This is a genomic window from Methylobacterium sp., assembly GCF_019745455.1.
GTDB lineage: Bacteria > Pseudomonadota > Alphaproteobacteria > Rhizobiales > Beijerinckiaceae > Methylobacterium.
The window spans coordinates 24,448-50,653 of record NZ_JAIETD010000017.1; the positions used below are offsets into that span (position 1 = coordinate 24,448).

At 67.4% G+C, this 26,206-nt stretch carries 22 protein-coding genes and 1 pseudogene; 10 read left to right on the forward strand and 13 right to left on the reverse strand.

Annotated elements, in window-relative coordinates; genetic code table 11:
* Positions 1–2: 2 nt before the first annotated feature.
* The gene (locus K2Y56_RS02290) at positions 3–1,421 is read right to left on the reverse strand and encodes a lipopolysaccharide biosynthesis protein (RefSeq protein WP_292504504.1); all 1,419 of its coding nucleotides are present in this window, start codon (positions 1,419–1,421) and stop codon (positions 3–5) included.
* A 132-nt stretch (positions 1,422–1,553) separates the two neighbouring features.
* Here K2Y56_RS02290 and K2Y56_RS02295 point away from each other — a divergent pair, with 132 nt between their 5' ends.
* On the forward strand, positions 1,554–2,486 hold the full coding sequence (locus tag K2Y56_RS02295; protein WP_292504505.1) for a hypothetical protein: 933 nt from the start codon (positions 1,554–1,556) through the stop codon (positions 2,484–2,486).
* On the forward strand, positions 2,487–3,650 hold the full coding sequence (locus K2Y56_RS02300; protein ID WP_292504506.1) for a GNAT family N-acetyltransferase: 1,164 nt from the start codon (positions 2,487–2,489) through the stop codon (positions 3,648–3,650). It begins immediately after the preceding gene.
* Here K2Y56_RS02300 and K2Y56_RS02305 read toward each other — a convergent pair whose 3' ends face one another.
* Genes K2Y56_RS02305 through K2Y56_RS02315 form a run of 3 tightly spaced genes read right to left on the reverse strand, consistent with a single transcriptional unit; the run spans position 3,651 to position 7,783 of the window.
* A complete protein-coding gene (locus K2Y56_RS02305) occupies positions 3,651–4,718 on the reverse strand; it encodes a glycosyltransferase (protein WP_292504507.1) in 1,068 nt (355 codons plus the stop codon).
* Positions 4,715–6,613 carry an asparagine synthase (glutamine-hydrolyzing) gene (asnB, locus tag K2Y56_RS02310; protein ID WP_292504509.1) on the reverse strand — a complete coding sequence of 633 codons (1,899 nt, stop codon included), beginning with the start codon at positions 6,611–6,613 and terminating at the stop codon, positions 4,715–4,717. Before asnB ends, K2Y56_RS02305 begins: the two co-directional genes overlap by 4 nt.
* A gap of 18 nt (positions 6,614–6,631) precedes the next feature.
* Complete coding sequence (locus K2Y56_RS02315) at positions 6,632–7,783, reverse strand: glycosyltransferase family 4 protein (RefSeq protein ID WP_292504510.1); 1,152 nt, start codon at positions 7,781–7,783, stop codon at positions 6,632–6,634.
* A 203-nt stretch (positions 7,784–7,986) separates the two neighbouring features.
* Here K2Y56_RS02315 and K2Y56_RS02320 point away from each other — a divergent pair, with 203 nt between their 5' ends.
* Entirely contained in the window at positions 7,987–9,252 is a 1,266-nt protein-coding gene (locus K2Y56_RS02320) for a VpsF family polysaccharide biosynthesis protein (RefSeq protein ID WP_292504513.1), read from the forward strand.
* Positions 9,249–10,502, forward strand: coding sequence for a cellulase family glycosylhydrolase (locus tag K2Y56_RS02325; protein ID WP_292504514.1), 1,254 nt, complete (start codon positions 9,249–9,251; stop codon positions 10,500–10,502). The genes K2Y56_RS02320 and K2Y56_RS02325 overlap by 4 nt, the downstream gene beginning before the upstream one ends.
* Positions 10,503–10,510: 8 nt before the next feature.
* Here the strand turns inward: K2Y56_RS02325 and K2Y56_RS02330 are convergent, their stop codons facing one another.
* Positions 10,511–10,675: a YqaE/Pmp3 family membrane protein gene (locus tag K2Y56_RS02330; RefSeq protein ID WP_292504717.1), complete on the reverse strand. Its 165-nt coding sequence runs from the start codon at positions 10,673–10,675 to the stop codon at positions 10,511–10,513.
* 282 nt (positions 10,676–10,957) lie between these two features.
* On the opposite strand from K2Y56_RS02330, the gene K2Y56_RS02335 reads away from it, so the two are divergent.
* Positions 10,958–11,731 (forward strand): hypothetical protein, encoded by a 774-nt coding sequence (locus tag K2Y56_RS02335; RefSeq protein ID WP_292504516.1) that lies wholly within the window; start codon positions 10,958–10,960, stop codon positions 11,729–11,731.
* 42 nt (positions 11,732–11,773) lie between these two features.
* On the opposite strand, the gene K2Y56_RS02340 is transcribed toward K2Y56_RS02335, so the two are convergent.
* The 5 genes from K2Y56_RS02340 to K2Y56_RS02360 all read right to left on the reverse strand — a co-directional run bounded on the left by K2Y56_RS02340 (position 11,774) and on the right by K2Y56_RS02360 (position 19,025).
* On the reverse strand, positions 11,774–12,973 hold the full coding sequence (locus tag K2Y56_RS02340) for a DUF4167 domain-containing protein (RefSeq protein ID WP_292504518.1): 1,200 nt from the start codon (positions 12,971–12,973) through the stop codon (positions 11,774–11,776).
* Between the two features lie 408 nt (positions 12,974–13,381).
* Complete coding sequence (gene prmC / locus K2Y56_RS02345) at positions 13,382–14,248, reverse strand: peptide chain release factor N(5)-glutamine methyltransferase (RefSeq protein WP_292504719.1); 867 nt, start codon at positions 14,246–14,248, stop codon at positions 13,382–13,384.
* 35 nt (positions 14,249–14,283) lie between these two features.
* The gene (gene prfA, locus K2Y56_RS02350; RefSeq protein ID WP_292504521.1) at positions 14,284–15,369 is read right to left on the reverse strand and encodes a peptide chain release factor 1; all 1,086 of its coding nucleotides are present in this window, start codon (positions 15,367–15,369) and stop codon (positions 14,284–14,286) included.
* 72 nt (positions 15,370–15,441) lie between these two features.
* Entirely contained in the window at positions 15,442–17,706 is a 2,265-nt protein-coding gene (ptsP, locus tag K2Y56_RS02355; RefSeq protein ID WP_292504523.1) for a phosphoenolpyruvate--protein phosphotransferase, read from the reverse strand.
* Between the two features lie 83 nt (positions 17,707–17,789).
* Positions 17,790–19,025: an aspartate kinase gene (locus K2Y56_RS02360; RefSeq protein ID WP_292504524.1), complete on the reverse strand. Its 1,236-nt coding sequence runs from the start codon at positions 19,023–19,025 to the stop codon at positions 17,790–17,792.
* Positions 19,026–19,228: 203 nt separating this feature from the next.
* Here K2Y56_RS02360 and ubiG point away from each other — a divergent pair, with 203 nt between their 5' ends.
* The 5 genes and pseudogenes from ubiG to egtD all read left to right on the forward strand — a co-directional run bounded on the left by ubiG (position 19,229) and on the right by egtD (position 25,394).
* On the forward strand, positions 19,229–19,975 hold the full coding sequence (ubiG, locus tag K2Y56_RS02365; RefSeq protein WP_292504527.1) for a bifunctional 2-polyprenyl-6-hydroxyphenol methylase/3-demethylubiquinol 3-O-methyltransferase UbiG: 747 nt from the start codon (positions 19,229–19,231) through the stop codon (positions 19,973–19,975).
* 23 nt (positions 19,976–19,998) lie between these two features.
* A pseudogene (locus tag K2Y56_RS02370) lies at positions 19,999–20,969 on the forward strand (NADPH:quinone oxidoreductase family protein).
* 185 nt (positions 20,970–21,154) lie between these two features.
* Complete coding sequence (locus K2Y56_RS02375; RefSeq protein WP_292504529.1) at positions 21,155–23,128, forward strand: oligopeptide transporter, OPT family; 1,974 nt, start codon at positions 21,155–21,157, stop codon at positions 23,126–23,128.
* A gap of 350 nt (positions 23,129–23,478) precedes the next feature.
* Positions 23,479–24,423 (forward strand): class I SAM-dependent methyltransferase, encoded by a 945-nt coding sequence (locus K2Y56_RS02380; protein ID WP_292504532.1) that lies wholly within the window; start codon positions 23,479–23,481, stop codon positions 24,421–24,423.
* On the forward strand, positions 24,420–25,394 hold the full coding sequence (gene egtD, locus K2Y56_RS02385; RefSeq protein ID WP_292504533.1) for an L-histidine N(alpha)-methyltransferase: 975 nt from the start codon (positions 24,420–24,422) through the stop codon (positions 25,392–25,394). The genes K2Y56_RS02380 and egtD overlap by 4 nt, the downstream gene beginning before the upstream one ends.
* Positions 25,395–25,544: 150 nt before the next feature.
* Here the strand turns inward: egtD and K2Y56_RS02390 are convergent, their stop codons facing one another.
* The 3 genes from K2Y56_RS02390 to K2Y56_RS02400 form a co-directional block, all read right to left on the reverse strand.
* The gene (locus K2Y56_RS02390) at positions 25,545–25,763 is read right to left on the reverse strand and encodes a hypothetical protein (RefSeq protein ID WP_292504535.1); all 219 of its coding nucleotides are present in this window, start codon (positions 25,761–25,763) and stop codon (positions 25,545–25,547) included.
* Entirely contained in the window at positions 25,763–25,948 is a 186-nt protein-coding gene (locus K2Y56_RS02395) for a hypothetical protein (protein WP_292504538.1), read from the reverse strand. Before K2Y56_RS02395 ends, K2Y56_RS02390 begins: the two co-directional genes overlap by 1 nt.
* A gap of 76 nt (positions 25,949–26,024) precedes the next feature.
* On the reverse strand, positions 26,025–26,201 hold the full coding sequence (locus K2Y56_RS02400) for a hypothetical protein (RefSeq protein WP_292504541.1): 177 nt from the start codon (positions 26,199–26,201) through the stop codon (positions 26,025–26,027).
* Positions 26,202–26,206 lie beyond the last annotated feature (5 nt).

Genomic DNA, 26,206 nt, shown 5'->3' on the forward strand with positions numbered 1-26,206 from the left:
CGTCACGCTTTGCTGCGCGATGCGAGGATCGTGGCGATCATCGGCCTCATGACCAGGCCTGCCAAGAGAAGGTAGATCGCGGCACCGGCCGCCACCTGAACCGCCAGGCCCCAATTCTCGGCCGGATAGACGTCGAGCCGGACGAGGAGTCCCATTGCGACGGAGGCCGCGGTGAGCGCCGCGATATCGCGCAGCGGCAGCCTCAAGCCGTAACGCAGCGAGGCGATGGCGAACCCCGCCACCGCACAGAACGTGGTGCCGGCAAGCACTCCGAGGCAGGCGCCCGGCAGTCCTCCCGCGAGGAGGCCGATTACGCAGAGCAGCATCGTCAGCACGGCCTCGGCAGCGTTGAGGGCCAGGAGCGAGCGCGGGTGTTCGGCGATCAGGAAGACCTGGTCGGCAAGATGCATGCGCAGGTTTCGGATCGTAGCCGCAGCCGCGGCGAGCGGCAGGATCAACCGCGTCGCGTCCTGGAACTCGGCACCGACCACGGCGCGGATCAGCGGGTCGGTGATGGCCGCGATACCGATGGCCGAGGGCACCAGCAGGCCGAACAGCAGGATCGCGGTGCGGCCGATCTGGTCGATGCCAGCCTGGGTTCCCCCTTGCGCGGCCTGACGCACGGCGAGGGGGAAGGCCGCCGCGGTGACGAGGGTGGCGACGACGGCGATCAGGCGCTGGCCCAGATTCCAGCCGACCGAGAGAAGGCCGAGCGCGACGAGCCCCTCGCCATGCTCGACCACGAGGCGAATTCCGTTCACCGACAGCCAGCCGAGGCCCCCGGCGATGAGGAGCGGTCCGCCATAGCCGAAGGCGGCGCGCAGGATCGCGCCATCGACAGGCAGCAGGATCCGGTTGAGGAGCCTCAGGCGTCCGGCGAGGAGCGGCAGGATCGCGACCTGGACGACGGCGAAGCCCGCGACCACCGCGGTGGTGCCGGGCGCGACCGCCATGAGCGCGAGGCCGAGGCCGAAACCCAGGATCGGGCCGGTAAGCTGGACGATGGTGTAGGTCACGACGTCGCCAAGGGATCGGGCCCGCTCGCCGAGATGGCTGTTGAGGCTGCGGCTCACCGCGAAGGCGAGAGTCGCGGCGACGAGGGCCGGCTCGTCCAGATGCCCGGTGAGCCCGAGCGCCAACCCCATGACGGGGATCTGGCACAGGCCGCACAGCGCCATGACGGCTCCCTCGGCCCTGCGATACGGCTCGGGGTCGGCGAGCGCCGGCAAGTAGCGGACGGTGTAGTGCGTCCACCACGACATGCCGACGAGGAAGGCGAGTTCCTGCACCGCCAGGATCAGCGAGATCAGCCCGTAATCGGCGGGAGCGAGCCAATGCGTCCATGCCAGCACGGCGACGAACTGGGCCAGCGGGCCGACGAGCTGAGCCGGCAGGTAGGCGAAGGTCTGGCGAAGGAGCATCGAGCCTGAACCGAGCGCGACCAGCCGTGATCCGGCGACCGCTGCATTCTGAACGACGAGGAGTCAGGAAACTCCGCGCCATCCCGTGATCAGCCTGTGCCGTTGCGGCACGGCCACCAGGAGACCGACCCGATGCACACCGAACCCGTCTTCACAAACTGGACCGAACAGCACAGCCATCTCTGGGGGAACCAGCCGGTGCGCGTCGGGCACAGCCTGAACCGCTCACCGATGTTCAGCATGGAGGGTCTCGCAGACCTCATCGACCGCTATCCGCGCGAGCATTACAGCCTCGTGCAGATGGGCGCGCCCGGTCAGCGCAAGCTCTGGCGCGAGGGCGAGATCGGCAACCTCTCCGGCGCAGAGGTGATCCAGGCCATTGCCAAGGGGCGGATGTGGCTGAACCTGCGCCGCGTCGCCCATGTCGACAGCCGCTACCGCGATCTCGTCAACGCGATCTTCGGCGAGCTCGGGGAGCGGGTGCCCGGTTTCGAGTCGCAGGATGAAAGCATCGGCATCCTGATCTCGTCGCCGAACGCCCAGGTCTATTACCACGCCGACCTGCCGGGCCAGTCGCTCTGGCAGATCCACGGCGCCAAGCGGGTCTACATCTACCCGGCGGTCAAGCCGTTCCTCGCCCCCGAACACCTCGAGGACATCGCTCTCCTCGGTGTCGAGGTGAACATGCCCTACCAGGAGTGGTACGACGAGCATGCGCAGGTCTTCGAATTCAAGGCCGGCGAGATGCTGAACTGGCCGCTGAACGCGCCGCACCGGATCGAGAATCTCAACTGCCTCAACGTCTCGATGACGATGGAGTACTGGACCGAGGAGTTCAAACGGGCCCAGGTGGTCACCCTTGCCAACGCCATCATGCGCCATCGCTTTGGCCGCACGGCCAAGAGCCGGTCGACGGAGGGCCTAAGCTTCTGGGGCAAGCGCGTCGCCCAGCGCCTGTTGCGCGACAGCGCCGGCCTGAAGCGCGAGCGGAAGGCCCTTCGGCCCATCAGCTTCCGGCTGGACCGCGAGCAGCTCGGTGAGATCGTCGATCTCAAGGCGGCCTGAGTGATCCCCTTGGTCAATGCCATGGCGACGGCTCCGATATCGGTGCCGGCGCGCAGGAGCCGCGGGTTCGAGGTCGCGATCGCCACCGATTGGGCGGCGGCCCGGATCGGCTGGGCGGCCGCCCTAGCGGATGGACGGGCGACCCCGTTCCAGCGCCTCGTCGTGATGGAGGCGTGGTTCGAGGCCATGGCCGCCCAGCCGGGCATCGAGCCGCTGATCGTCACGATCCGCGACGCCGCGACCGGGGCTGCGGCAGCGAGCCTCGCCCTGGTCCGCACGACGTCTGGACAGGTGCGGACGATCGGTTTCGCCGACCTCGGTCTCATCGACTACAATGCCCCGATCCTGGGTCCGGCCGCCCCGCAGGATCGGACCGGTGCAGCGTCGCTGTGGCAAGCCCTGCGCCGGGCACTGCCGTCCGCCGACGTCATTGAACTCCGGAAGATGCCCGCCACCATCGGCGGGCAGCCAAATCCGTTCGCACTGCTCGACGCTCTGCCCTGCGCCTTGAGCGGAAACGTGGTGCATACCGGCGACGATTGGGAGAGCTATCATCGGACCCTGCGCAAGACCGTGCGCAAGGAGCTCGAGCGATCCTGGCGGGTCTTCACCCGGCACCCGGAGGCCACATTCAAGCCCGTGAGCGACCCTGCGGAGCGCCGCCGCGTCCTCGCCGCCATCGAGGAGCAGCAGCCCTTGCGGATGCAGGCGACGGGCAAGTCCTACGTGCTCGATGCGCCGTCCGCGGCAAATTTCTACCGCAACCTCGTCGACGCGCCGGAAGACGACCAGACCGTGACCCTGACTGCGCTCATGGCAGGGGATGAGGTCGTGGCGGCGCTCCTCGGACTGCGGGATGCGCAGGACTACATCATGGTCCGGATCAGCAATGCCGAGGGCGAATGGTCGAATGCTTCGCCCGGCAAGCTCATCATCGATCGCTCGATGGCCTATCTCCACGAGCGAGGGTATCGCGCCTTCGACTTCAGCATCGGCGACTATGACTACAAGCGCCGATTCGGCGTCGAGCCGACGCCGCTTGTCGATCTCGTCCAACCGCTCGGCTGGCGCGGCGTGACGACGAGCGTCGAGAGTCGCGCCCGCAACTTCGTGCGCCGTCGGCCCGCCCTGCGCCGCTTCGCCAACACGCTGCTGCGCCGCTGATCAGCGGCGCCTCTCGAAGAGGTCGAGATAGGCATCGACCACATGGCTCGTAGCGTACACGGACGCCCGCGCGACGCGTGGGGCCGGATCGCCAGGGGTGATCAGGGCTTCTTCGAGTGCATTGGCGAGCGCCTGGACGTCGCCCACAGGGTAGAGGCTTCCGAAGCGCCCGTCTTCGAGGATCTCGCGCGGGCCGCCGCAATCGGTTGAGACGACAGGCAGGCCAGAGGCCAGGGCCTCGACCACGACATTTCCGAAGGATTCGCTGGTCGAGGTAAGGGCGAAGACCCGCGCCGCCTCGTAGGCCGCCCATGGCTCGCGGTGTCCGGGCAGGCTGACGCGCTCTTGGAGGTCGGCGGCCATGGCAACGAGGGTGTCGCGCGCCGGACCATCGCCGAGCATGACGAGGCGGGTCTCAGGCGGCAGCAGGCGGAGGGCCGCGATGAGATCCGCGTGGCGCTTCTCCGGAACCATCCGCCCGACCGCGATGATCGTCGCCGGGCGCGCGGCGAGGGCTGCAGCGTCGGCGGGAGGGCGGGCATGCTGCACCGGGATCGGGTTCGGTATCACGGTCACCGTACCGGCTTTCGCGCCCCAATCCTCGACGAGATGCCGCGCGAGACCTTCGGAGACGCAGACGGTCCCATTCGACAGGCGCGTGAGCAGCGGAGCGAGCCAGTAGGCGAGCCGTCCGATGCGGCCTCGCACGATGTCGCCATAGCCGTGATAGGACAGGTAGATGCGGGTCTGCGCGCGGGACAGCACCCGTGCGAGGACGAGCTTGAGGCTCGCCGTGGCATCGATCGCAACGGCAGCCTCGGGCTGCTCCTGCACCAGCCAGCGGGCAAGGCGCATGATGCTTCGGCCGTGACCGCCTAGCGGCAGGACCCGTTCGACTCCTTGATCGAGAAAGCCGTCCTGGGCCTCGGCGTCGTGATCGACCAGAAGGGCGGTCGGGATGCCGGCGGCCCGGAACCCGGATGCGAGCACGGCTGCCGTGCGCTCGGCGCCACCCGCCTGGAGACTCGGAACGTAGACGGCGATGCTGCGCGGGCGAGAGGCCGTCACGCCGCCTCCGAGACGCCCGCCCCGAGATCCGGTTTGAAGCGGCGCAGGAAGAGCTCGAGGTTGCACAGCGACCACAGAACCTTCTCGTGATTGCTACGCCCCTCGACATGCTCGCCGACGAGGCGGTCGAGCTCGTGGGCACTCAGGAGGCGCCGCGTCTCGGATTCGCCGGATGCGAGGAGGTCGCCGAGCCGCTCTCGGAAGGGCCCGCGGAACCACTCGTTGATCGGCACCCGGAACCCGACCTTCTTCCGGTTCAGGATCGAGGTCGGCAGAACCTTGGCTGTGGCGGCGCGCAGCACAGCCTTGCCTTTCGGGTGCCCGACGAGGAAACGGTCTGGAAAGCGTGCCACGAGGCGGGCGAGTTCGACATCCATGAACGGCATGCGTCCCTCCACGGAAGCCGCCATCATCATGCGGTCGCCGCGCTCCAGCAGGTTGTCGGGCAGCCACGAGGTCTGGTCGAAAAACAGCGTCTTCCTGAGGGCCGACCCGCGGGTCGACGAGAACGGGAAGTCGTCGACGGCTTCAAGCGCCGGCCGTCCGATCAGAACGGCGCGCTCGGCCTGAGATACGCCGCCAAACCAGCGCCGCATCCGCGCCTGCGGGTCGCGCTCGGAGAGGGCGTTGGCCAGGATCTTCAGCCGGCGCATGCGATAGGGCAGGGCGCCGACGGCCGGCTTGATCAGTCGTTCATGAACTCCGCCTGGCACGAGGCGGTGATAGAGGCCGAGGAAATGTTCGGCCCTGTGCTTCGGATAGCCGGCGAGCAACTCGTCCGAGCCTTCGCCGGTGAGGACCATCTTGACGCTTTCCCGAGCCCGCCGGGCCAGCAGCAGGATCGGGATATCGGCGGTCTCCGAGACCGGGGCGCCGCGGTGGGCGAGTGCGTCCGGCCAGGCGTCGAGGAAATCCTGTGGCGTGATCACGCACTCGGTGTGGTCCGTGCCGAACAGCTCCGCGACCGTTCTGGCGTGGTCGAGCTCGGAATAAGCAGCCTCGGGAAAACCAACTGCGAAAGTGCGCAGCCGCGTCGTCGCGTGCCGGGCCATGGCCGCGACGACGGCCGAGGAATCGAGACCGCCAGAGAGGAACGCACCGAACGGCGCGTCGCTGCGCATCCTGAGGCGTACGGCCTCGTCGAAACCCACCTCGAACAGGCGTACCGCCTCGCCGAAATCGGTGACATCCGGCTCTGTAGTGGCGAAGGGCGGGGTGAAGTAGCGCCGCATCGTGAGAGCACCACCATGCCAGGTGGCGAGGCAGCCCGGGGGCAGTTTGCGGATGCCGCGGAAGAACGTTGCAGGTCCGGGCACGTAGCGGTCGACGAGGAAGGCGTCGAGCGCCCCCCAATCGAGACCGACGTCGAAACCGGGGAGGGCGGTCAGCGCCGAGATCTCAGAGGCGAAGGCGATGCGGCCACGGGTCTGGCTCAGGAAGAGCGGCTTCTTGCCGAAGGGGTCGCGGGCCATGAGCACGGATTGGTTCGCCGCATCGAACAGCGCGAAAGCGAACATGCCGCGCAGCCGCGAGACGCATTTCTCGCCCCAGGCACGGTAGGCCTCGATCAGGACCTCGGTGTCGGAACCGGTCCGGAAGTCGTGGCCGAGGCGGCGCAGCTCCTCGCGCAACTCGACGTAATTGTAGATTTCGCCGTTGAAGGTCAGCGTGATCGCGCCGTCGGCGCTCGCCATCGGCTGATGGCCGCCAGCCGCGTCGATGATCGAGAGGCGGCGATGGGCGAACGCGACCTCGAAGCCGCCGTCGGCCGTCAGGGTCGTCCAGGTGCCGCCGCCATCCGGTCCGCGGTGATGCAGGATCTCGGCAAGGCGCCGGAGCACTGTCTCGCCGGGGGACGATCCCGCAGAGGCCATCCAGCCAACGATGCCGCACATAGGTTCAGGTGTCCCGTTTCAGGCCGAAGAGCCGGGAAGAGCTGGCGCGGAAGGGCCAGGCCCACGTCCGGTGGCAGACTCCGTGCCGGGGAGCGCCGTAAATTCCGCATAGATCGCGGCGAGATTCGACGCGAAGGCATCGAGTGTCAGCCGTTCGCGGTAATGCATCCGCGAGGCGAGCTGCATCCGTCCGAGAAGCCCCCGATCCTCGATCAGGACCGTCAGCGCTTCAGCCAAGGCGATCGGATCGCGGGTGACGAGCCGGCCGTTGACGCCGTTTCGAAGGATCTCCGGTACGTTGCCGACCGGGGTCGCAACGAGCGCGGCACCGGCACAGGCACCCTCGGCGAGGCTCAGAGGGAGAGCCTCGGCGACAGAAGGCAGAACGACGATGTCTGCCTGCCGCATGAGGCTATGCACACCGTCGGCCTCGATCCAGCCGGTGAAATAGACGTGCTCCGACAGGCCGAGCAGAACCGCGCGCTCGGCATAATCCTCGACCTCGCCGTCGCCGGCGATGACGCAGCGCCAGCCGCCAAGGCCACGTCGATGGAGAAGTGACAGAGCGTCGATGAGGATTCCGACGCCCTTATGCGTGCCGACGCGGCCGGCGAGCAGGATGACGACATCGTCCCCCACCGGCTTCGGCAGCGCGATGTCGGCGGCGAAATCCGGGATGCCGTTGAGCACGACCCGCACCTTCTCGGTCGCGACGCCGTGCATGACGAGCGCGCGGGCCGACGCTTCGCCGAGTGCGACGACCCTGTCGGCGCCGCGGCAAATCGCCAGGAAGAGGCGCCCGGCGAGGGCCTGGCTCTTTAGGGCATCGACCGGAAGGCTGTCGTGGAGATGGACGACGATACGGGCGCCAAAGGCACGCGCCAGTCTGAGCACGGCGTATTTACGCCAGGCGCTGCCCCGATTGGCGAAGTTGATATGGACGACCTGCGGCCGGAAGCTTTGAAGCACCCTCGCAACGCGCAACAGGCGCAGCGGAAAGGCGAGCGGCCACAGCGCTCCTGCCTCACCGCGGGCAGCGGCATAGCGCAAGTCGATTCCCGCGAGGCCGTCCGGGGCTGCTTCGCGCAAGTAGTGGTAGAGGCGGTCGATCCCGCCGCGCCCCTCGGGCCCTGACGGCGTCACGCACAGGACCCTCAGCGGGTCGGTCATGGCAGCATCTCGTCCAAGCGTCCTGATTCCCCCGGTTCGACCGGCGCAGCTTAAGCGCCCGCGCGCCCTCCGCGTTCCCCCCGAGTCGATAGAACCTTGGGTTCGGTTAAGCACCGCTTCCAAAACTCTTCCACACCCCGGTTCCCGTTTGCTCGGCGATAGCGTTCAGTGCGGACCGAGCGAGACGCACGAGATCTTCCTCCATGCCTTCGGCCATCATGGATTCCCCTTCCGCAGTGACGGTGCCCGCGGCAAGCCGGGCCTCGCCGCTTCTTTCGGCGATGTTCCTGCTGTTCGCGGGCCTCGTCCTCATGCGGATCGGCCTCACGCCGCTGCTTCTCGACCTCGCAATCAACTACACTGCCGACCAGGGCTCGATCGCCGAGAAGCTGCATCCGGCCCTCTACGGTTTCGTGCTCGTGGGGTTTCTCGGCCTGATTTGCTTCCGCCTCGCTCTCGATGCCTGGGAGGTGCGGGTGGTGCGGGCGATACTGGCCTTCGTCGGTGGGCTGATCGTCCTCATCCTCGCCGCGACGCTTGCGGGCCGCGGCGGCAATGCCGGCTTCCTGATCGACACCTATGCCGGCGCATGCTTCTGCGTCCTCCTATTCCTGTTCCCGCCGGCCTGGCGCAACGTGGTCGGGCAGGTGGTCGTCGGCTGGCTGGTAATCAGCGCAATCGTCGCCCTCGTAGAGTTCGGCCTCAAAATCCGGTTCCAGCCTTTCACCGAGACCGAGTACAGCTTCCGGCCGATCGGCTTCGCTGGGCATCCCCTCGACCTCGGATTATGGACGGCGGTGGCCCTCTGCTTCTGCGCCGCAACGGACTGGTCGAGGCGTACGAAACTGGCCGTCGGCGCCATCCTCCTCGTCGCCCTCGGCGCGTCGGGCGCCAGGCTCGCTCTGATGGTCGGGCTCACCAGCGCCCTGATCATCGCCATCGCGGCGACCGGGTCCGGCCTTTCGGCGCGCAAGCGGCTGGAATGGCGGATCATCGCGCTGACCGGAGCCATCCTCGTGGTGCCGTTCATCATCGGCGCGCTCTACGCGGCAGGCGCCCTCGATCGCTTTCAAGGAGGAATCGCCGATTCGAACGCCCGCGCCCGCGTCGATATCTATCGGGTCTTCGACTACCTGAGCTGGCAGGACATCCTGTTCGGGACCGACATCGCCTGGGTGCGCAAGATCGCTCGCGACCGACTCCAGCTCGAATTCATCGAGAGCTCGATCGTCATCTTCGTCAGCCAGTTCGGCGTGATCGGCACGTTGTTCTTCGTGAGCCTCTTCGCTTGGCTGCTGCGGGTGCTCCTGACTGGCGCGAAACCCGCCGTGCTGCTCGGCACGCTCGTGTTCTTCATCGTGATCCTGAGCAGCAACGGGCTGTCCTCGAAGGGCTCGTCGGTCTTCACGCTACTCACGCTGATCGTCGCCTTCAGGCCCGACTCCAAGCGCGGGCAGGTCCGGCGATGATCCGCGTTCTCCTCATCCTCGGGGCGCTCGTGGCCTTCGGCGGATCGCTCGCCGAAGCGGGTCCCGCGCCGTTTCGAAGAGGGGTCGGTGTCCACTCTCTGTTGAACTGGGGTGCGCTCGAACCCGGGCGACCCGACCGGTATAAGCCGCGCCCCTTCGACGGCTCCGATTACGAGGTGCCCGATACGCTGCTCCGTGCGGTGGCGCTGGCGGGGTTCGACTTCGTGCGCCTCACCATCGATCCAGGCCCATTCTTGCAGCTTTCGGGAAAGGATCGCGACGCCCTCGATACTCTCCTCCTCGCGACGGTGCGCCGCCTGCAGGAGTTCGGGCTCGGCGTGGTGGTCGACCTCCACGGCAATACCCAGGTGCCCGAATACGATCCGCAGCGAGTCATCGCCTCGGCGGATTCGGCGCTCTTCCGCTCCTATGTCGGCCTCGTCCGCCGCACGTCACGCATTCTGTCGGGCATGAAGGGAGGCCGTCTCGCCTTCGAACTGATGAACGAGCCGCCCTATGGCTACGACCCCGTCAGCCGACGACGCTGGCAGGGGATGATGGAGACCCTGCACGCGGCCGCGCGCGCAGAGGCGCCCGACCTTCTTCTCGTTCTCACCGGCAGCCATGGCGGTGACCGGCAGGGCCTGTTCGACCTCGACCCGACGCCCTTCAGGGGCAGCGCCGTGCTGTATTCGTTCCACCATTACGAGCCGCACGATTTCACCCATCAGGGCGTTCCGGAGGAAGGCCTCGCGGGGCGTTACCGGCAATACCTGTCGGGGCTCCCCTACCCGGTGGGCAGCCTGCCGGCCGCGCTGGCGCAGGATACAGTGAGGGGAAATGTTGGAGCCGACGCTGCCCTGGATCCAATGACGCGCAGGCAGGTGGAGAAGGAGGCGGCGGCCAAGGTCTCGGCCTATCTCGCCAGCGGCCTCGACCGCGCATCGATCGCCAAGGCCTTCGACGAGGTCGGCGACTGGGCGAGACGCAACGGCGTCGCGTCGGACAGGATCTTCCTCGGCGAGTTCGGCGCCACGCGCTCCTACGACAATCATCGTGCAGGAGACACGCTTTCGTACGAGGCCTGGATCCGCGATGTCCGGAGCGAGGCCGAAGCGCGCGGCTTCGGGTGGGCGATCTGGGCGCTGACGGGTACCGGCGGCATGGCGATCGTCGCCACGGATGGCGGCACCAGCCTCGATCCCGGCACCCTGCGGGCGCTGGGCCTCAAGGACCCATCGGCGCCCTGAAGGGTGCTTCAATCCTTTCGCATGATGATCCAGATGGCGTGAACCATTCCCGGCACGATGCCGAGGATCGTCAAGACGATGTTGAGGAAGAACTGGACCCCGATCCCCGTTGTGATCAGCACGGCGACCGGCGGCAGAAAGATGGCGAGCAGAATGCGAATGAAGGTAGACACGGTAGCTCCCGGTATCGGAGCGATCCGCCGCCCCGGCGCAGAAAGGCGGTAAGGCCGGTTTTGTTCCCGACCAAGGAGTTTCTTAGGAATCTTGTTCCATCCTCGGCGCTGCGGTGTGGAAAGTGCCGGACGCGACGAGACCGTGCCGGAGTTGTGGCCGGCCGACATCGCGTAGGCCGACGCCATTCGGAGGATATCGGTGTGTCTCGGCTCAACCCGTAAAATGGTGACGATACCGGCTACGCCTTCGGCTGATGAGGATGTGGCGACCGGGAAGACATCATGCTGCTGGACTGGCTCAGCTATCTGACGACGCCCGCTCCGTGGGATGCTCGCCGCCTCGGCTTCGTGCGCGACAGCATCTGGCTACAATCGCGCTCTCGCCGATGCAGGAAAGCGTGGAAGCCGCACCTCGATCGCTCGCGCGCCCTTATCGCCGGCGCCGTCGCAGAAATCGGGAGGGGCCGGACCGCCGTGGTGCTGGGTTCCGGGCTTCTCGACGACATCCCCCTCGACCGTCTCGCCGATAGCTTCAATTCCGTTGTCCTCGTCGACATGGTCCATCCCTGGCCGGCGCGCCTGGCTGCCCGGCGCCACCCCCATGTCGGCCTCTTGACGTTCGATCTCAGCGGCTGCGCCGATTGGATGCTCGGTCGCAGGACCGAGCCCGGGCTAACCCTGCCGGCGGTCTGCCTCGGTGGCGACGTCGACTTGGTGGTGTCGGCCAACGTGCTCTCGCAACTACCGATCCTGCCGCTCGATCACTTCTGCGAGGGAGAGGACATCATGCCCGATCTTGGCTCGCGGATCGTCAGCGCTCATCTCGACGCCCTTGCGCAGATCGGATGTCGGATCTGCCTCGTCACCGACACGGTGCAACGGGAGGAGGACCGTAGCGGCCAGGTTCTCGATCGCAGCGATCTCCTGCACGGCGTCGACGCAGGGTCGCCGGATCAGGAATGGGACTGGGTCCTCGCCCCGTTCGGCGAGGCGGCCCGCGGCTCCCGCCTCGTCCATCGCGTTCATGGCTTCAGCGACTGGCGGCCATCCCGCTGACATGAAACGGCCGCCCCGAATGGGACGGCCGTTGCCGAAATTCTATTCGCTGTCCGAACTGCCGTCGCCCTGAGGACCGCCCTCACCAGCCTCGACCCCTTCGAAGCGGGGTCGACGCCGACGTCGCGGCTTTGCCGGGGCGACAGGAACATCGTCGTCCGAACGATCGGAGACCGACGGGGGGGCAGCGACCGGCTCGGGGGCTGGGACCGGACGGGGCGGCGTCATCAGGAAAGCGGGAAGCCCCGCGGGCTCCTCCAGTGGAAGACGGCTCGCCGGCTCCTCGCGACGGCGGCGGCTGCGCGTGGGCGCTTCGGACCGCGCGGACTCCGGACGCACCGGCTCCGGCCGGACATCGTTGCGAGCCTCCTGCAGGCTCTCTTCGTTTCGCCCACCATCCTGCCGCGGCCCCGAATCGCCGCGCTGGAAATCGCCTCTCGCCGGACCGTTCCGGTTGAAGTCGGCTCGCGGCTGCTCCTGCTGGCCGTAATCTTGGCGCGGCTGATCTTGGCGCGGCTGATCTTGGCGAGGAAAATCCTGACGGTTCTGATCCTGGCGGCCCTGGTCGTTCCGTTGGCGGTCTTGCCGGACGAAGTCCTGGCGGTTGCCGTCGCGGGGCTGGTCGTTGCGCGGTCGATCCTGGCGGCCGTAATCCCCACGCGGCTGGTCCTGGCGGCCATAATCCTGGCGTTGGCCGTCGCGGGCATTGTTATCGAAGCGCGGGTTGTCGAAGCGCTGCGGCCGGTCGTTACGGTTCTGGAACCGGTCGTTGCGGTTCTGCCGATCGTTGCGGTTCTGGCGGTTGTCGGGGGAAATGTCAGGGCGCATCTCCTGCCGGGTCTCTTGGCGCGCGTCCTGGCGGCTATCCTGCCGTCCGTCAAAAGGCTGTGGCTGCTCCGCGTACTCGTCGGCGTAGCCATTGGCGGCGTAGCCCTGCGGGCTGGCGCCCTGGCCGTCGTCGTCACCCTCGTCGCCGTCGTCGTCGAACGCACCGCGGGCATAGCCGCCGGCCTGCTGCCGGTTCTGCTCCTGAGCTCCCGAGATGATGCGGAAATAGTGCTCGCCGTGCTGGAAGTAATTCTCAGCTGCGACCGGATCGCCGCTCGCCTGGGCATCGCGGGCAAGCTGGGCGTACTTGTCGGCGATATGCTGGGCGGTTCCCCGGATCTTGACGTCGGGTCCGTTGGATTCGTAGGACCGGGTGAGGGGATTGGGACCCTTGGGGCGGTTGCGGCCGCGCATCCGTCTGTTCTGGTTTGGTCTCATCGGTCTCGATTGACCCTCGTTCGTATAGAAGCGTCTGAAGGTAGTGCAGGCTCCGAGGCAGCCGCCCCATCGGGACACGTCGCCGTCGCCGGATCACGTGAGAGCTATGCGCGATCGATCTGTCGCCGTGCTTGCGGTCCGTCCGTCAACCGGGGATTGCGCTCGTGCTCAGGAGCCTTTGCAGGAACCCATCGCATATCAGGTTCGAAGGGATCAGGCCCCGGCAGCATCCCTGATGCGCGTCTGCCTGATCGTGGGGAGATCGTCTAAAAACGTCGCGGACAGTGCCACATCCGTTCTTACTTCAAGCCGACTTAACAGTCCGCTTACGACCTGCAAACTCACGTTAGCGGTTCACGGCCTCCGCAACAAGCCCTTTCTCCATCAGTCAACTTCCGGGACCCGACCACTCTGCATTCGAGCCATCGCCAAGCTGACGACCCGGTCATTGCCGGCAAGGTCCACACGGACGGTGATCTCCTGAAAGCCACAGGCTCCTGCGAGCTCGGATACCGCACCTGCCTGATCGTAGCCGATCTCGAGATGAAGCGAGCCACCCGGCGCCAGGATGCCCTGGCGCGTCATCGCCGTCAGGATCCCGCGATAGGCGTCGAGTCCGTCCTCGCCGCCATCGAGCGCCAGCAACGGGTCGTGACAGCGGACTTCGATCGAGAGGCCAGCGATCACGCCGGTCGCGATGTAGGGGGGATTCGCCACCACGAGATCGAAGGAGCCGGCGAGGGCATCGCACCAGGAGGCGGCGGCGAAGGCGCACCGCTCCGCGACAGCATTGGCGCAGGCATTGGCGCTCGCCGTGACGAGAGCCCGATGCGATCGATCGATCCCGACGCCGAAGGCGGCGGGACACTCGGTGAGCAGCGCGATTAGGATGCAGCCCGATCCGGTGCCGAGATCGAGGATGCGCAGCGGCCGCGTTCGTTCCGGACAGCGCGCCAGGGCGGCCTCGACCAATGTTTCGGTATCGGGCCGGGGCACCAGCGTGTCGGGCGACAGCGCGAAGGGCAGGCCCCAAAACTCCCAGACACCGATGATCCGCGCCACGGGTTCACCAGCGAGGCGCCGCTCGATCATGCCCGAGAGGCGCGACGCTCCCGCATCTCCGATGGGGCGACCGCCGTCGAGGAGAAGCTGAGTCTGGCTCAAGCCGAGGGCATGAAGCAGCAGGAACCGCGCATCGCCCGGCCCGGCATCGACGGGAGCCTCGGCGAGACGCCGGCCGGCCAAGGCCAGGGCCGCCTTTCGCGTCAGATCCGGGCCGAAATCCGTCACGCCATTCCGTCGGCGGCCAGGAGCTCGGCCTGGTGCTCGCTCATCAGGGCGTCAACGAATTCGTCGAGGGCCTCTCCGGCCAGCACCTCCTCGAGCTTGTAGAGGGTCAGGTTGATGCGGTGATCGGTGACGCGGGCCTGAGGGAAATTGTAGGTGCGGATGCGCTCGGAGCGGTCGCCCGACCCGACCTGGGACTTGCGGTCGGCGGCGCGCGCCGAATCCTTGGCGGTACGCTCGGCATCGTAGAGCTTGGCCCTCAGCAGCGACATCGCCCGGGCGCGATTCTTGTGCTGCGAGCGCTCCTCCTGGACGAAGATCACGATTCCGCTCGGCAAGTGAGTGATCCGGATCGCCGATTCGGTCTTGTTGACGTGCTGGCCGCCGGCTCCCTGCGAGCGCATGGTGTCGATCTTCAGGTCGGCATCGTTGACGACGATGTCGACCTCCTCGGCCTCCGGCAGGACCGCAACCGTGGCCGCCGAGGTGTGGATGCGGCCCTGCGTCTCGGTATCGGGCACGCGCTGGACCCTGTGGGCACCGCTCTCGAACTTGAGCTTGGCGAAGACGCCGCGGCCCTTCACCTCTGCGATCACCTCGCGATAGCCGCCGACGGTGCCTTCGCTCTCCGAGATCACCTCGACCTTCCAGCCCTTGGCCTCCGCGTACTTCGCGTACATGCGGAAGAGGTCTCCCGCAAAGAGCGCAGCCTCGTCGCCGCCGGTTCCGGCGCGGATCTCGAGAATCGCACTCTTTTCGTCGGCGGCGTCCTTCGGCAGCAGCATGAGCTGGAGCGCGCGATGAGCCTGCTCGACCGCCTCTTCCGCCTCCGGCTTCTCGGCGGCGGCGAGCGCCCGCATCTCGGCATCGCTGCCGGGCTCGTCGATCATGGCCTCGATCCCGGCGAGGTTCTCGGCCGCGGCACGATAGGCGTGGATCGCCGAGACAACGCCCTCCAGTTCCGACAACTCGCGCGAGAGCTGGACGAAGGTCTCGGAATCGGCCGAGCCGGCGCTGAGCGTCGCCGTGACGATGTCGTGGCGGGTCAGGATCGCGTCGAGGCGTTCGGGGGGAATAGGGGTCATCGCCCGCTTGGTACTCTTGCTCTGTGGAAACTGGTCTCGGCCCTCAAGCCAATTCGCCGGGCCTTCGGCCCGCTAGATAGGCACGCCGTGCGCCTTGGCGAAGGCGGCCAGCGCCGGCCGCAGCGTAGCGCCATCGGGCGCGTTCGCCATCTCGGTATCGATCACCGCCGTGACCGCGGCCGCGTCGGTCGCGAGCACCATGGCCTTCACGGGCCCGATCGCAGCAGGCGACATCGACAGGTGCCGGAAGCCGAGACCGATCAGCGCCATTGCCTCCAGAGGCCTGCCTCCAACCTCGCCGCAGACTGTCGCCGGACAGCCGGCGGCATCCGCACGCTCGGCGATGAGCCGCAGGGCACGCAAGGCCGGAACGCTCAAGGTATCGAAGCGATCGGCGACGCGGCGATTCTCGCGGTCGACGGCGAAGAGGAACTGGATGAGGTCGTTCGACCCCACCGAGAGGAAGTCGGCGACCTTCGCGATCTCGTCGATCTGGAACAGCAGCGAGGGCACCTCGACCATGACGCCGAGGCGGCAATCGCTCGGCAGCTTATGGCCGTGTCGGCGAAGGTGCGCCTTTTCGCGTTCGACGATGGCCTTTGCGCGGATGAACTCGTCCACCGTCGCCACCATGGGGAACATGATCTTCAGAGCCCGCCCCCCGGCTGCCTTCAGGAGCGCGCGCAGTTGCACCCGCAGAAGGGCCGGCCGATCGAGTCCGATGCGGATCGCGCGCCAGCCGAGAGCCGGATTCTCCTCCTCGAGGGCGGGCATGTAGGGAAGGATCTTGTCGCCGCCGATATCGAGGGTCCGGATCGTCACCGGCAGATCGCCGGTGGCGGCGAAGACGGCCTCGTAAAGGGCCTGCTGCTCGGCGGCCGATGGCATGCGCTGGGCGACCATGAACTGCAGCTCGGTACGGAACAGGCCGATGCCGTCCGCGCCTGTCTCCTGCAGGTGCGAGAGGTCGATGAGCAGGCCGGCATTGAGCTGCAGGCCGATGGCGACGCCATCCTTGGTCACCGCCGGAACGTCGCGGAGCGCCCGGTACTGCTCCTGCCGGCGAGCGCGCAGGCGCACCATCTCGGCATAGGCCGCCTCGATCTCGGGGCCGGGCCGGACCTGGATCTCACCCGAGACCCCGTCGACGATGATGGCGTCGCCGGAATCGCAGAGCGCGGTCGCGTTGGCGATCTCACCGACGGCCGGGATGCCGAGGGCGCGGGCGACGATGGCGATGTGGCTCGTCGGGCCACCTTCCTCCAGAACCACGCCACGCAAGGCGGTGCGGTCGTATTCGAGGAGGGCGGCCGGACCCATCGAGCGGGCCACCAGGATCGCGTTTTCGGGCAAAACGCGCAGGGCCCCGGAAGCCTCGTTGCCGATGAGGGTCCTGAGCAGGCGGTTGGCGAGATCGTCGAGGTCGTGCAGCCGATCGCGGAGATAAGGATCGCTCTGGCGCATCATCCGGGCGCGGTTGTCCGACTGGACCCGCTCGACGGCGGCCTCGGCGGTGAGGCCGGAATGGACCGCCTCGCGCATCCGGCGCAACCAGCCCTTGTCGTGCGCGAACATGCGCACGGTCTCGAGCACCTCGCGCGATTCGGCGGTGCCGATTCCGTCACCCCGCTCGACGAGGTCGTCGATGGCCGAGCGGACCTCGCCGATCGCCTCCTCCAATCGCTCGACCTCGCGCTCGACATTCTCGGCGATGAGGGTCTTCACGACGATGCGGGGTTCGTGCAGCACCACATGGCCAAGGCCGATGCCGTCGGCGAGCGCGACGCCGCGCTGGCTCACGGGGCGCCGGACCGACGAGCCGGCGCCGGGCGCGAGAGACTGAAGCTCGCCCGAGGCGATCATCTCCGAAAGCACCATGGCGGTGGTCTGAAGCGCCTCGATCTCCTCCTCCGAATAGACCCGGTAGGTGCGGTTCTGCACCACGAGGACGCCCAGCGTGTTGCCAGCACGCAGGAGCGGCACGCCGAGGAAGGCGTGATAGGCCTCCTCCCCGGTCTCCGGGCGATACGAAAAGGCCGGGTGGGACTGGGCGTCGGACAGCGAGAGCGGCTCGGCCGTCTTGGCGATGAGCCCGACGAGACCCTCGTCCGCCCGCATCCGGGTCATGTGGACGGCGCTTCGGTTAAGACCTTCGGTGGCGAACAACTCAAGCGTGCTGTCGTCGCTGAGGACGTAGACCGAGCATACCTCCGCGATGACGTTCGCGGCGATCAGTGTGACGATGCGGTCGAGGCGTGCCTGTGGGCTGACCGGCTCCGCCATCGCTTCGCGGAGGCGGCGCAGCAGCAGGCGCGGGCCTCCGGGCGCAGCGGGCATGGTGTCGTCAATCCAGCTTCGGCGCCTTACGCAGATCCTGCGCTGTGCGCGATGCAATTCCTGCGCAACGCTCGACGCGGATGTCAGGCCTCGTCGAGGCCGTATAGCGAGTGCAGCGTGCGAACGGCAAGCTCCGTATAGGCGGCATCGATCAACACGGAGAACTTGATCTCCGACGTCGTGATGGCGCGGATGTTGATCCCCTTCTGGGCGAGAGCCCGGAACGCCTTGGCGGCGACGCCCGCGTGGCTGCGCATGCCGACCCCGATCGCCGAGACCTTCACCACGTCGGTGGCGCCCTCGATCTGGCCGAAAGCGATGGTGCCGCTCTGAGCGTCGAGGATCGTGCGGGCTCGGTCGTAATCGGCGGCCGGTACCGTGAAGGTCATGTCGGTCGTCGCCTGGTCGCCCGAAACGGTCTGGATGATCATGTCGACGTTGATGTTGGCGTCGGCCAGCGGCCCGAAGATCGCGGCGGCGATGCCGGGACTGTCCTTCAGGTTGCGCAGGGTGATCTGCGCCTCGTCCTTCGAGAAGGCGATGCCGGTGATGATCTGCTGTTCCACGATTTCGTCCTCGTCGCAGATGAGGGTGCCTGGGCGGGCATTGTCGGGCGGATCGAAGCTGGAGCGGACGGTGGTCGGCACGCCGTGGACCATGGCGAGCTCGACCGAGCGGACCTGGAGCACCTTGGCCCCGAGGGAGGCCATCTCCAGCATCTCCTCGAAGGTGACGCGCTCCATGCGCTTCGCCTTCGGCACGACGCGCGGATCCGTGGTGTAGACGCCGTCGACGTCGGTGTAGATGTCGCAGCGCTCGGCGCCGATGGCGGCGGCGATCGCCACCGCGCTGGTATCGGAGCCGCCGCGGCCGAGGGTGGTGATCCGGCCGGTATCGGAATGCATCCCCTGGAAGCCGGCGATGACGGCGATCTCACCCCGCGCGAAGCCCGCCATGAGGCGAACACCGTCGATCTCCTCGATACGTGCCGAACCATGCGCCTCGGAGGTCAGGATCGGAATCTGCCAGCCCTGCCAGGACCGGGCCTTGAAGCCGTCCTTCTGCAGCGCGATGGCGAGGAGGCCCGAGGTCACCTGCTCGCCCGAAGCGACGACGGCGTCGTACTCGGCCTCGTCGTACAGCGTGTTGGCATCCTTGACCCAGCCGACGAGCTCGTTGGTCTTGCCCGACATGGCCGAGACCACCACCGCGACATCGTAACCGGCCCGAACCTCGCGGGCGACGTGTTGAGCGACGTTGCGGATCCGGTCGAGGTTCGCGACGGAGGTGCCGCCGAATTTCATCACCAAACGGGGCATGTCGCGTCCGTGTCTGCTCTCTCGTGCGATCTGTTCTGGCTGAACCGCGCGCCAGGCTGCCGCGGCCATAACGGCCGAAGGGTCGGTCCACAGGGCTTCACCGGGCGGGCGTCCGGCGGGTACAAGGGCCATCCGAAGGTGTCAACAATCCGACGCCTTCAGACCAGCGCCGCGCCGCGGCGAGCACGGACCCGGCAGGCATCATGAGCGGACCAATCCCGTCTTCGATCGACCGCGGCGAGGTCGCCCGGTTCGAGGCCATCGCGGCGACCTGGTGGGACGAGACCGGCCCCATGCGGGTCCTGCACCGTTTCAACCCGGTCCGCCTCGGCTACATCCGGGACGCCGCCTGCCGCCATTTCGATCGCGACCCCCTCAAACCCTTCCCCCTGGAAGGTCTGACCCTGGTCGACGTCGGCTGCGGGGGCGGAGTGCTCTCGGAGCCTCTGGCGCGCCTCGGCGCACGCGTTGTCGGGCTCGACCCGGCCCCGACCAACGTCGCAGTGGCCCGCGCCCATGCGGAAGCCGAGGGCGTGCCGGTGGATTACCGCGAGGAGACGATCGAGGCAGTCGTCGCCGGCGGCGAGCGCTTCGACATCGTGCTTGCCATGGAGGTCGTCGAACACGTCTCCGACCGCAGCGCCTTTCTCGCCACCGCCTGCCGCGCCGTGAAGCCGGGCGGCCTCTTCTTCGCGGCCACCATCAACCGAACCCTGCGCTCCTACGCACTCGCCATCGTCGGTGCAGAATACGTCCTCGGCTGGCTGCCGAAAGGCACGCATGACTGGGACAAGTTCGTCACGCCCGAGGAACTCACCGCAGATATCGAGGCCGGCGGACTTGCGGTCACCGACGTCACCGGTGTTGTCTACAATCCCTTAAGCGACCGCTGGAGCCCGTCGCGCGACAAAGGCGTCAACTACATGCTCAGCGCTGCGCGCAGGGCCTGACGGGCCTCCAGGAGAACGACAGGATGAAGGCGCTCGTCTGCTCCCGCCTCGGCGGCCCGGAAGATCTCGCCATCGAGACGCTTCCCGATCCCGTGCCGGGACCGGGCGAGGCATTGGTGCGTGTGACGCTGGCCGCTCTCAACTTCTTCGACACGCTGATCATCGCCGGGCGCTACCAGGTAAAGCCGGAGCTGCCATTCTCGCCGGGCGGAGAAGCCTGCGGGATCGTCGAGTCACTGGGAGAAGGCGCCGAGGGCGTCTCGGTGGGCGATCGGGTGATCGTCCATGCCAAGTACGGCACCTGCGCCGAGCGCATCGTGCTGCCTGCGAAGAGCCTCGTTCTCGTGCCGAGGGTGTCGGCGACGAGCAGGCTGCCGGCCTCACCATCACGTACGGCACCACGCTTCACGCCCTGCGAGACCGGGCGCGGCTGCAGCCGGGCGAGACGCTCGCCGTCCTCGGCGCGTCCGGCGGCGTCGGATTGGCGGCGGTCGAGCTCGGCGCGCTCATGGGCGCGCGGGTCATCGCCTGCGCCTCGGCGCCCGAGAAGCTGGCGGTGGCCGAGGCCCACGGCGCCCATGCGCTGATCGACTACGCCAAGGACAATTTTCGCGAGGAACTGCGTCGCCTTGCCCCCGACGGAGTCGACGTTGTTTACGACCCACTCGGCGGCGACTACGCCGAGCCTGCGTTGCGGTCACTGGCCTGGAAGGGCCGCCATCTGGTCATCGGCTTCGCTGCGGGCGAGATCCCGCGCATCCCGCTCAACCTCGCCCTCGTGAAGGGCATCGACATTCTCGGCGTCCATTGGGGCGTCTTCGTCGAGCGCGAGCCCGAGGCGCATCGCGGCAACCAGGCGCAGCTCCTCGACTGGGTCGGGCAGGGCCGCCTGACCGCGAAGGTCGACAGCATCCATCGGATCGAGGATTTCGTCGCGGCATTGGGCATCCTCCAGCGCCGCGAGGCAGTGGGCAAAGTGCTGCTCCGGCTCTGATCCGCCACGGCAAGTCGAACCCATCGAGGGCGTGATCTGGCTGGGTTCGGACCATCCTCCGCTGAGGGACCGGGTTCCGACGGTACTCGATCCGACCTGAAGAAGGCGTGCGCAACGCCGCAGCGGGACCGATTTCCAACGTGACGGGTTGGCGGCAAGGACCAGCTTAAGCCGGATCGCCCCCGATGGACGCCCAAACACCGATCCAACGCACGGTCGAGCTGACGCTGCGGGGGCTCGTCATCGGCGCTGCCATCACGGTCGTGTTCATGGCCGCCAACGTCTATATGGGCCTGAAGACAGGGATGACGTTCTCATCGTCGATCCCCGCGGCTCTCATCTCGATGGGAGCGCTTCGCCTCATGGGCGGCGCCGGCATCCTCGAGAACAACATCGTGCAGACTCAGGCTTCCGCGGCCGGCACGCTGTGCAACGTCATCCTGGTCCTGCCCGGGCTCGTCCTGATCGGACATTGGCACGGGTTTCCATTCTGGCAGACGAGCCTCGTCTGCCTCCTCGGCGGCCTGCTCGGCGTCGCCTTCTCGATTCCACTGCGACGCGCATTGATCGCCGGCTCGGATCTTCCCTATCCGGAAGGCGTCGCCGCCGCCGAGGTCCTGCGCACGGGCCATGAGGAGGGTGGGGAGAAGGGGCTTCGCGACCTCCTTGGCGCCGCGGGCGCCGCCGGGACGATCGGCTTGGGGACCGTCGGCCTGAAGCTGTTGGCCGACGGCATGCACGGAGCGGTCAGCCTTGGCGGGGCAGTGTTCCGGCTCGGTACGGGCTTCTCGCTGGCTCTCGTCGGCGTCGGCTACCTCGTCGGAATCGGCGCCTGCCTCGCGCTCCTCACCGGCGTGGTGATCGCTTGGGGGATCGCGGTGCCGATCCTCACTGCGCTCTCGTCCGATCCAGCCGCGAGCGCCGAAGCGGCGGCCGAGGCGGTCTGGTCGGAACAGGTTCGACTGATCGGAGCGGGGATCATCGCGGTCGGGGGACTCTGGACGGTCGGTTCGCTCGCCCGCCCCATCCTTGTCAGCATTCGGGCAGCACTGGCCTCCACCGGAGGAGGGAGCCTCGGCGCCGACCATCCGCGGGAGGAGCGCGACCTGCCGATCACCTGGGTCGGCGGGGCGGCCTTGGCGCTCTGTCCGATCGTTGCCGGTCTGTTCGCGGTCTTCGCAGCGGGGGCGAACCTCGGCAACCTCATGCCGGTTCTCGTGATCGCCAGCACCTCGTTCGTGGTGCTGTTCGGATTCCTGATGGCGGCGGCTTGCGGCTACCTCGCCGGCCTCCTCGGCTCCTCGTCGAGCCCGATTTCGGGGATCGGCGTCCTCACCACCATGGCGACGGCCCTGCTGCTGCCGCTGGTGATCGGCTCCGCGGCCGGTCCGGAAGGCCATCGCTTCGTCACCGGCATGGCGCTGCTCATCGCAGCCGTCATCGTCACCACCTCGTCGATCGCCAACGACAACCTGCAGGATCTCAAGACCGGGCAGCTCGTCGGCGCCACTCCGTGGTGCCAGCAGGTCGCGCTCGTCATCGGCGTCACCGTCGGCTCGGCGGTCATCGCGCCGCTTCTGGCGCTTCTCTACCATGCCTATGGCTTCGTCGGAGCGTTGCCGCGCGAGGGGATGGACGCGGCAAACGCCATGCCGGCGCCTCAGGCCGCGCTGATGACGCAGATCGCGGACGGCATCGTGCAGGGGAGGTTGCCCTGGGCGATGGTCCTGATCGGCGCGGGCCTCGGCACCGTGCTGGTGGTCGTCGAGACCAAGCTGCGTCGGCGCGGCCTGACATTTCCCGCATTGACGGTCGGCATCGGCATGTATCTGCCGCTCGCGGTCGAGGTGACGATCGCCATCGGGGGCGTGCTCGGCTGGCTCGCCCAGAGAAGTCTCAAGCGTTCGGTGCGCCCCGACGGTTCCGAAGACGAGATCGTGGACGGCGCTCGCCGCCGCGGCGTCCTGCTCGCATCGGGCTTCCTCGTCGGTGAGAGCTTCGTCGGCGTGCTCCTCGCGGCCGCCGACCTGACCCTCGGCCGCTCCTCGTCGCTGGCACTCGCCGGAGAAGGAGCAGCGTTCACGACCTGGCTGGGCCTCGCGGTCTTCGCGGGCGGACTTGGCGTGTTCTTTCGCCTGGTGTCCGCACGGCCGGCGTAACAGGCAAGACGCTCCGCATCGGCAATCGCACGGGAGGTCGCTTCATCCCCGGACCCATGTCGCGACCGGCGGGCATTGCCGTTCGCGCCGATGGTCAGGAACAACGCCTGCAAAAGCCAGGTTTGCCGATCACCGCAAGCAGCGTGCCGCGTGTCCTCAACGGATGGCCATCGCTCCACGATCTCTCTTCAGTCACAGGCGATTCCGGAAAGACATCGCCCATCGATGACCGAACAGGTGCTCATGTTCCGACCTTCGCAGATCTTCTCGCATCACCCCGCCTCGCATCGGAGGGCTGACATCAGAACTCGACCGTGTGTCTGGCACCGGAATGCGAGGGGAGCCCGGTAATGGTTCAAGGCGAGGATGCGGGCGCCCTGGTCGCGTTGATCGAGGCTCTCAAGCGGCTGGGTTACACCTTCACGACGGTGACTCCGTCCACCCATGAACGAGTGAATCGCCGCCCCTGTGCGGAGCAGGCGCGTAACCTCAGGGACGTGTTCGGCTGGAGCCGGCCATTCGACGAAGCGCTGCTGCCGGCAGAGATCGTCGAGACCATGCGCCGCGCAGGGGTACTCGTGCGAGACGGGGAGCGCTGGCGTTCGGCGATCCGCGTGTCGAGCCTCGACGGCGAGTTGTTCGTCCATTCGGCATTTCCGCCGAGCGCAGTCGATGCCGTCTTCTTCGGTCCGGACACCTTCCGGTTCGTCACGGCCGTCGTCGCGCATCTCGATGGCCGTGCCTCGCCGGTGCGCAGGGCGGTCGACATCGGCTGCGGTTCGGGTGCCGCCGGCATCGCGATCGCCAAACGTTCACCGGATGCTGAGGTCGTCCTCGTCGACATCAACGATGCGGCGCTCAGGACAGCGGCGATCAATGCGTGCTCGGCCGGCATCGAGGTGAAGCCTCGCAAGAGCGACCTGCTCGCTGCCGTCGACGGTTCTTTCGATCTCATCGTCTCCAACCCGCCCTTCATGGTCGACCGAAGCGGGCGCACCTATCGGCATGGCGGTGGCAGGTTCGGCGAGGGGTTGTCCCTCGCCGTGGTGGAGGCGGCGACCGAGCGCCTCGTGCCGGGCGGGAGCCTCGTGCTCTTCACGGGTTCGGTGATCGTGGACGGCGAGGATCCGTTCAGGGCGGCCGCGACGGCCGCCTGCGAGAGGGCAGGGCTGGATGTGACCTACCTGGAGTTCGACCCTGACGAGTACGGCGAGGAACTCGACGACCCCGCCTATGCGGAGGCCGACCGGATCGCCCTGGTGGTGCTGACGGCAACGCGCGGAAACGCACGATGACGGACATCGTCGCGAACGACGCGGACCGGCAGGAATCCGAGCGGCGGGAGTTCCTCAGCGAAGCAATCGCCGGACTCGCGGACCACCCCAGACGGGTCCCCGGTAAGTTCCTGTGGGACGAGACAGGCTCGATCCTGTTCGATCGCATCTGCGACGACCCCGACTACTATCCGACGGCGCACGAACGGGCGCTCATGCCCGGGGCGCTTCGGGATATCGCGGGTCTTGTCGGACCGGGCGCGACGATCGTCGAGTTCGGCAGCGGCGCAAGCCGTAAGATCCGCGCCCTGCTCGACAGCCTGGCGCGGCCGGCGCGCTACATCGCGGTCGACATCTCGCGGGATTACCTCCATGCCTCGGTGGCACGGCTCGCGCCTGATTACCCTCACATCGCGATGACGGCTGTCTGTGCCGATTACTCGCGGCCGTTCCGCCTCCCGGAGGCACCCGGCGACGGACCTGTCCTCGGCTTCTTTCCGGGAACGACGATCGGGAATTTCGCTCCGGCGGAGGCCGAGGCGTTCCTGAAGCGCATCCGCGATGCCCTCGGACCGAGCTGGCTCATGATCGGCGCGGATCCCAACCGGGACGAAGCCCGGCTGTTACAGGCTTATGGCGGTTGCGGCGGCCTTATGGGCGCCTTCCACCTCAACCTGCTGACACGCATGAGCCGCGAACTCGGCGCCGTTTTCGATCGGGAGGCCTTCCGTCATCAAGCCCGCGTGCTTGATGATCCGTTCCGGGTCGAGGCTCACCTCGTTGCCCATCGCGCGACGAAGGCTCAGCTTGGCGATCAGGTCATCGCCTTCACGGCCGGCGAGGGCTTCAGAACGGACGTGTCGCACAAATACTCGGTGGAGGCGTTTCGAAGCCTTGCGGTCCAAGCCGGATGGGAGTCGGCCGCGCAATGGATTGATCGAAATGGGTTGTTCAGTATGCATCTCCTTCGATCCGATGCCGGCATGAGATGACTCCATGAGATGATGCGGCGGCCCGTCGGCCCCAGGTCGATCATGCCCGCAGACCCGTTCCAGCGCGGTCCTTGCCGGCGACGGCATACGGGCTGTCCGCCGGCAGAGGCCGGCGGACCCTTCAGGAACAACGCGACCCGAAGCATCTCATCAATGCGAGCGATGGCTCGCTTTTCCGGCCGGGTCGTGAGTGTGATGGCTGTCACGCTCGCCGCCGCCGCCGGAAACATGCGATTTCGAATCACTCGTCGGCGACCCGGGGGTCGGCCCCTTATGGTCAGGCGGGTTCGGCTTGGAGGCATCCTGATGGCTGCTGCCTGGACCGCCGTGGTGCCGGTCGGCGGCCGGTGTCTTCGTCGATGTGCTCATCACCGATCCTGCTGATAGCCTTGGTTGGTCGTGTTCACCTTCGAATTGCCGGCCTGGCCGATCTTGTCCGGATCCTTGGTCTGGGACGAGCCCTTCGGACCCGTGGAGACCGGGACGTCCGGCGCGCTGCCCGGGCCCTTGTCGGAGCGGTTTGCGGGGGGAACAGGAGGTGGCTTGGTCGTCATGACGTCTCCTTCTCTGTCGGTAGCCAACCTCGCCTGGAAGCGCCTGTTCCCGACAAGTTCCGCTGCGAGGGACCTGTCAGAGCTGGCGAATCCTCTCCTCGATCCGCTTCGCCTCCGTCTCGTCGATGTCGACGGGCCTGCCGCTGTCGTCGGGAATGCCGGACTCGGTCTGGCCGATCGAATCGTCGCGGGGTCGTGAGTTCGGCCCCGTCGAGTCCGGCTTCTCGGTCGCGTCGTCCTTTTCGCGGTCCATGGTCA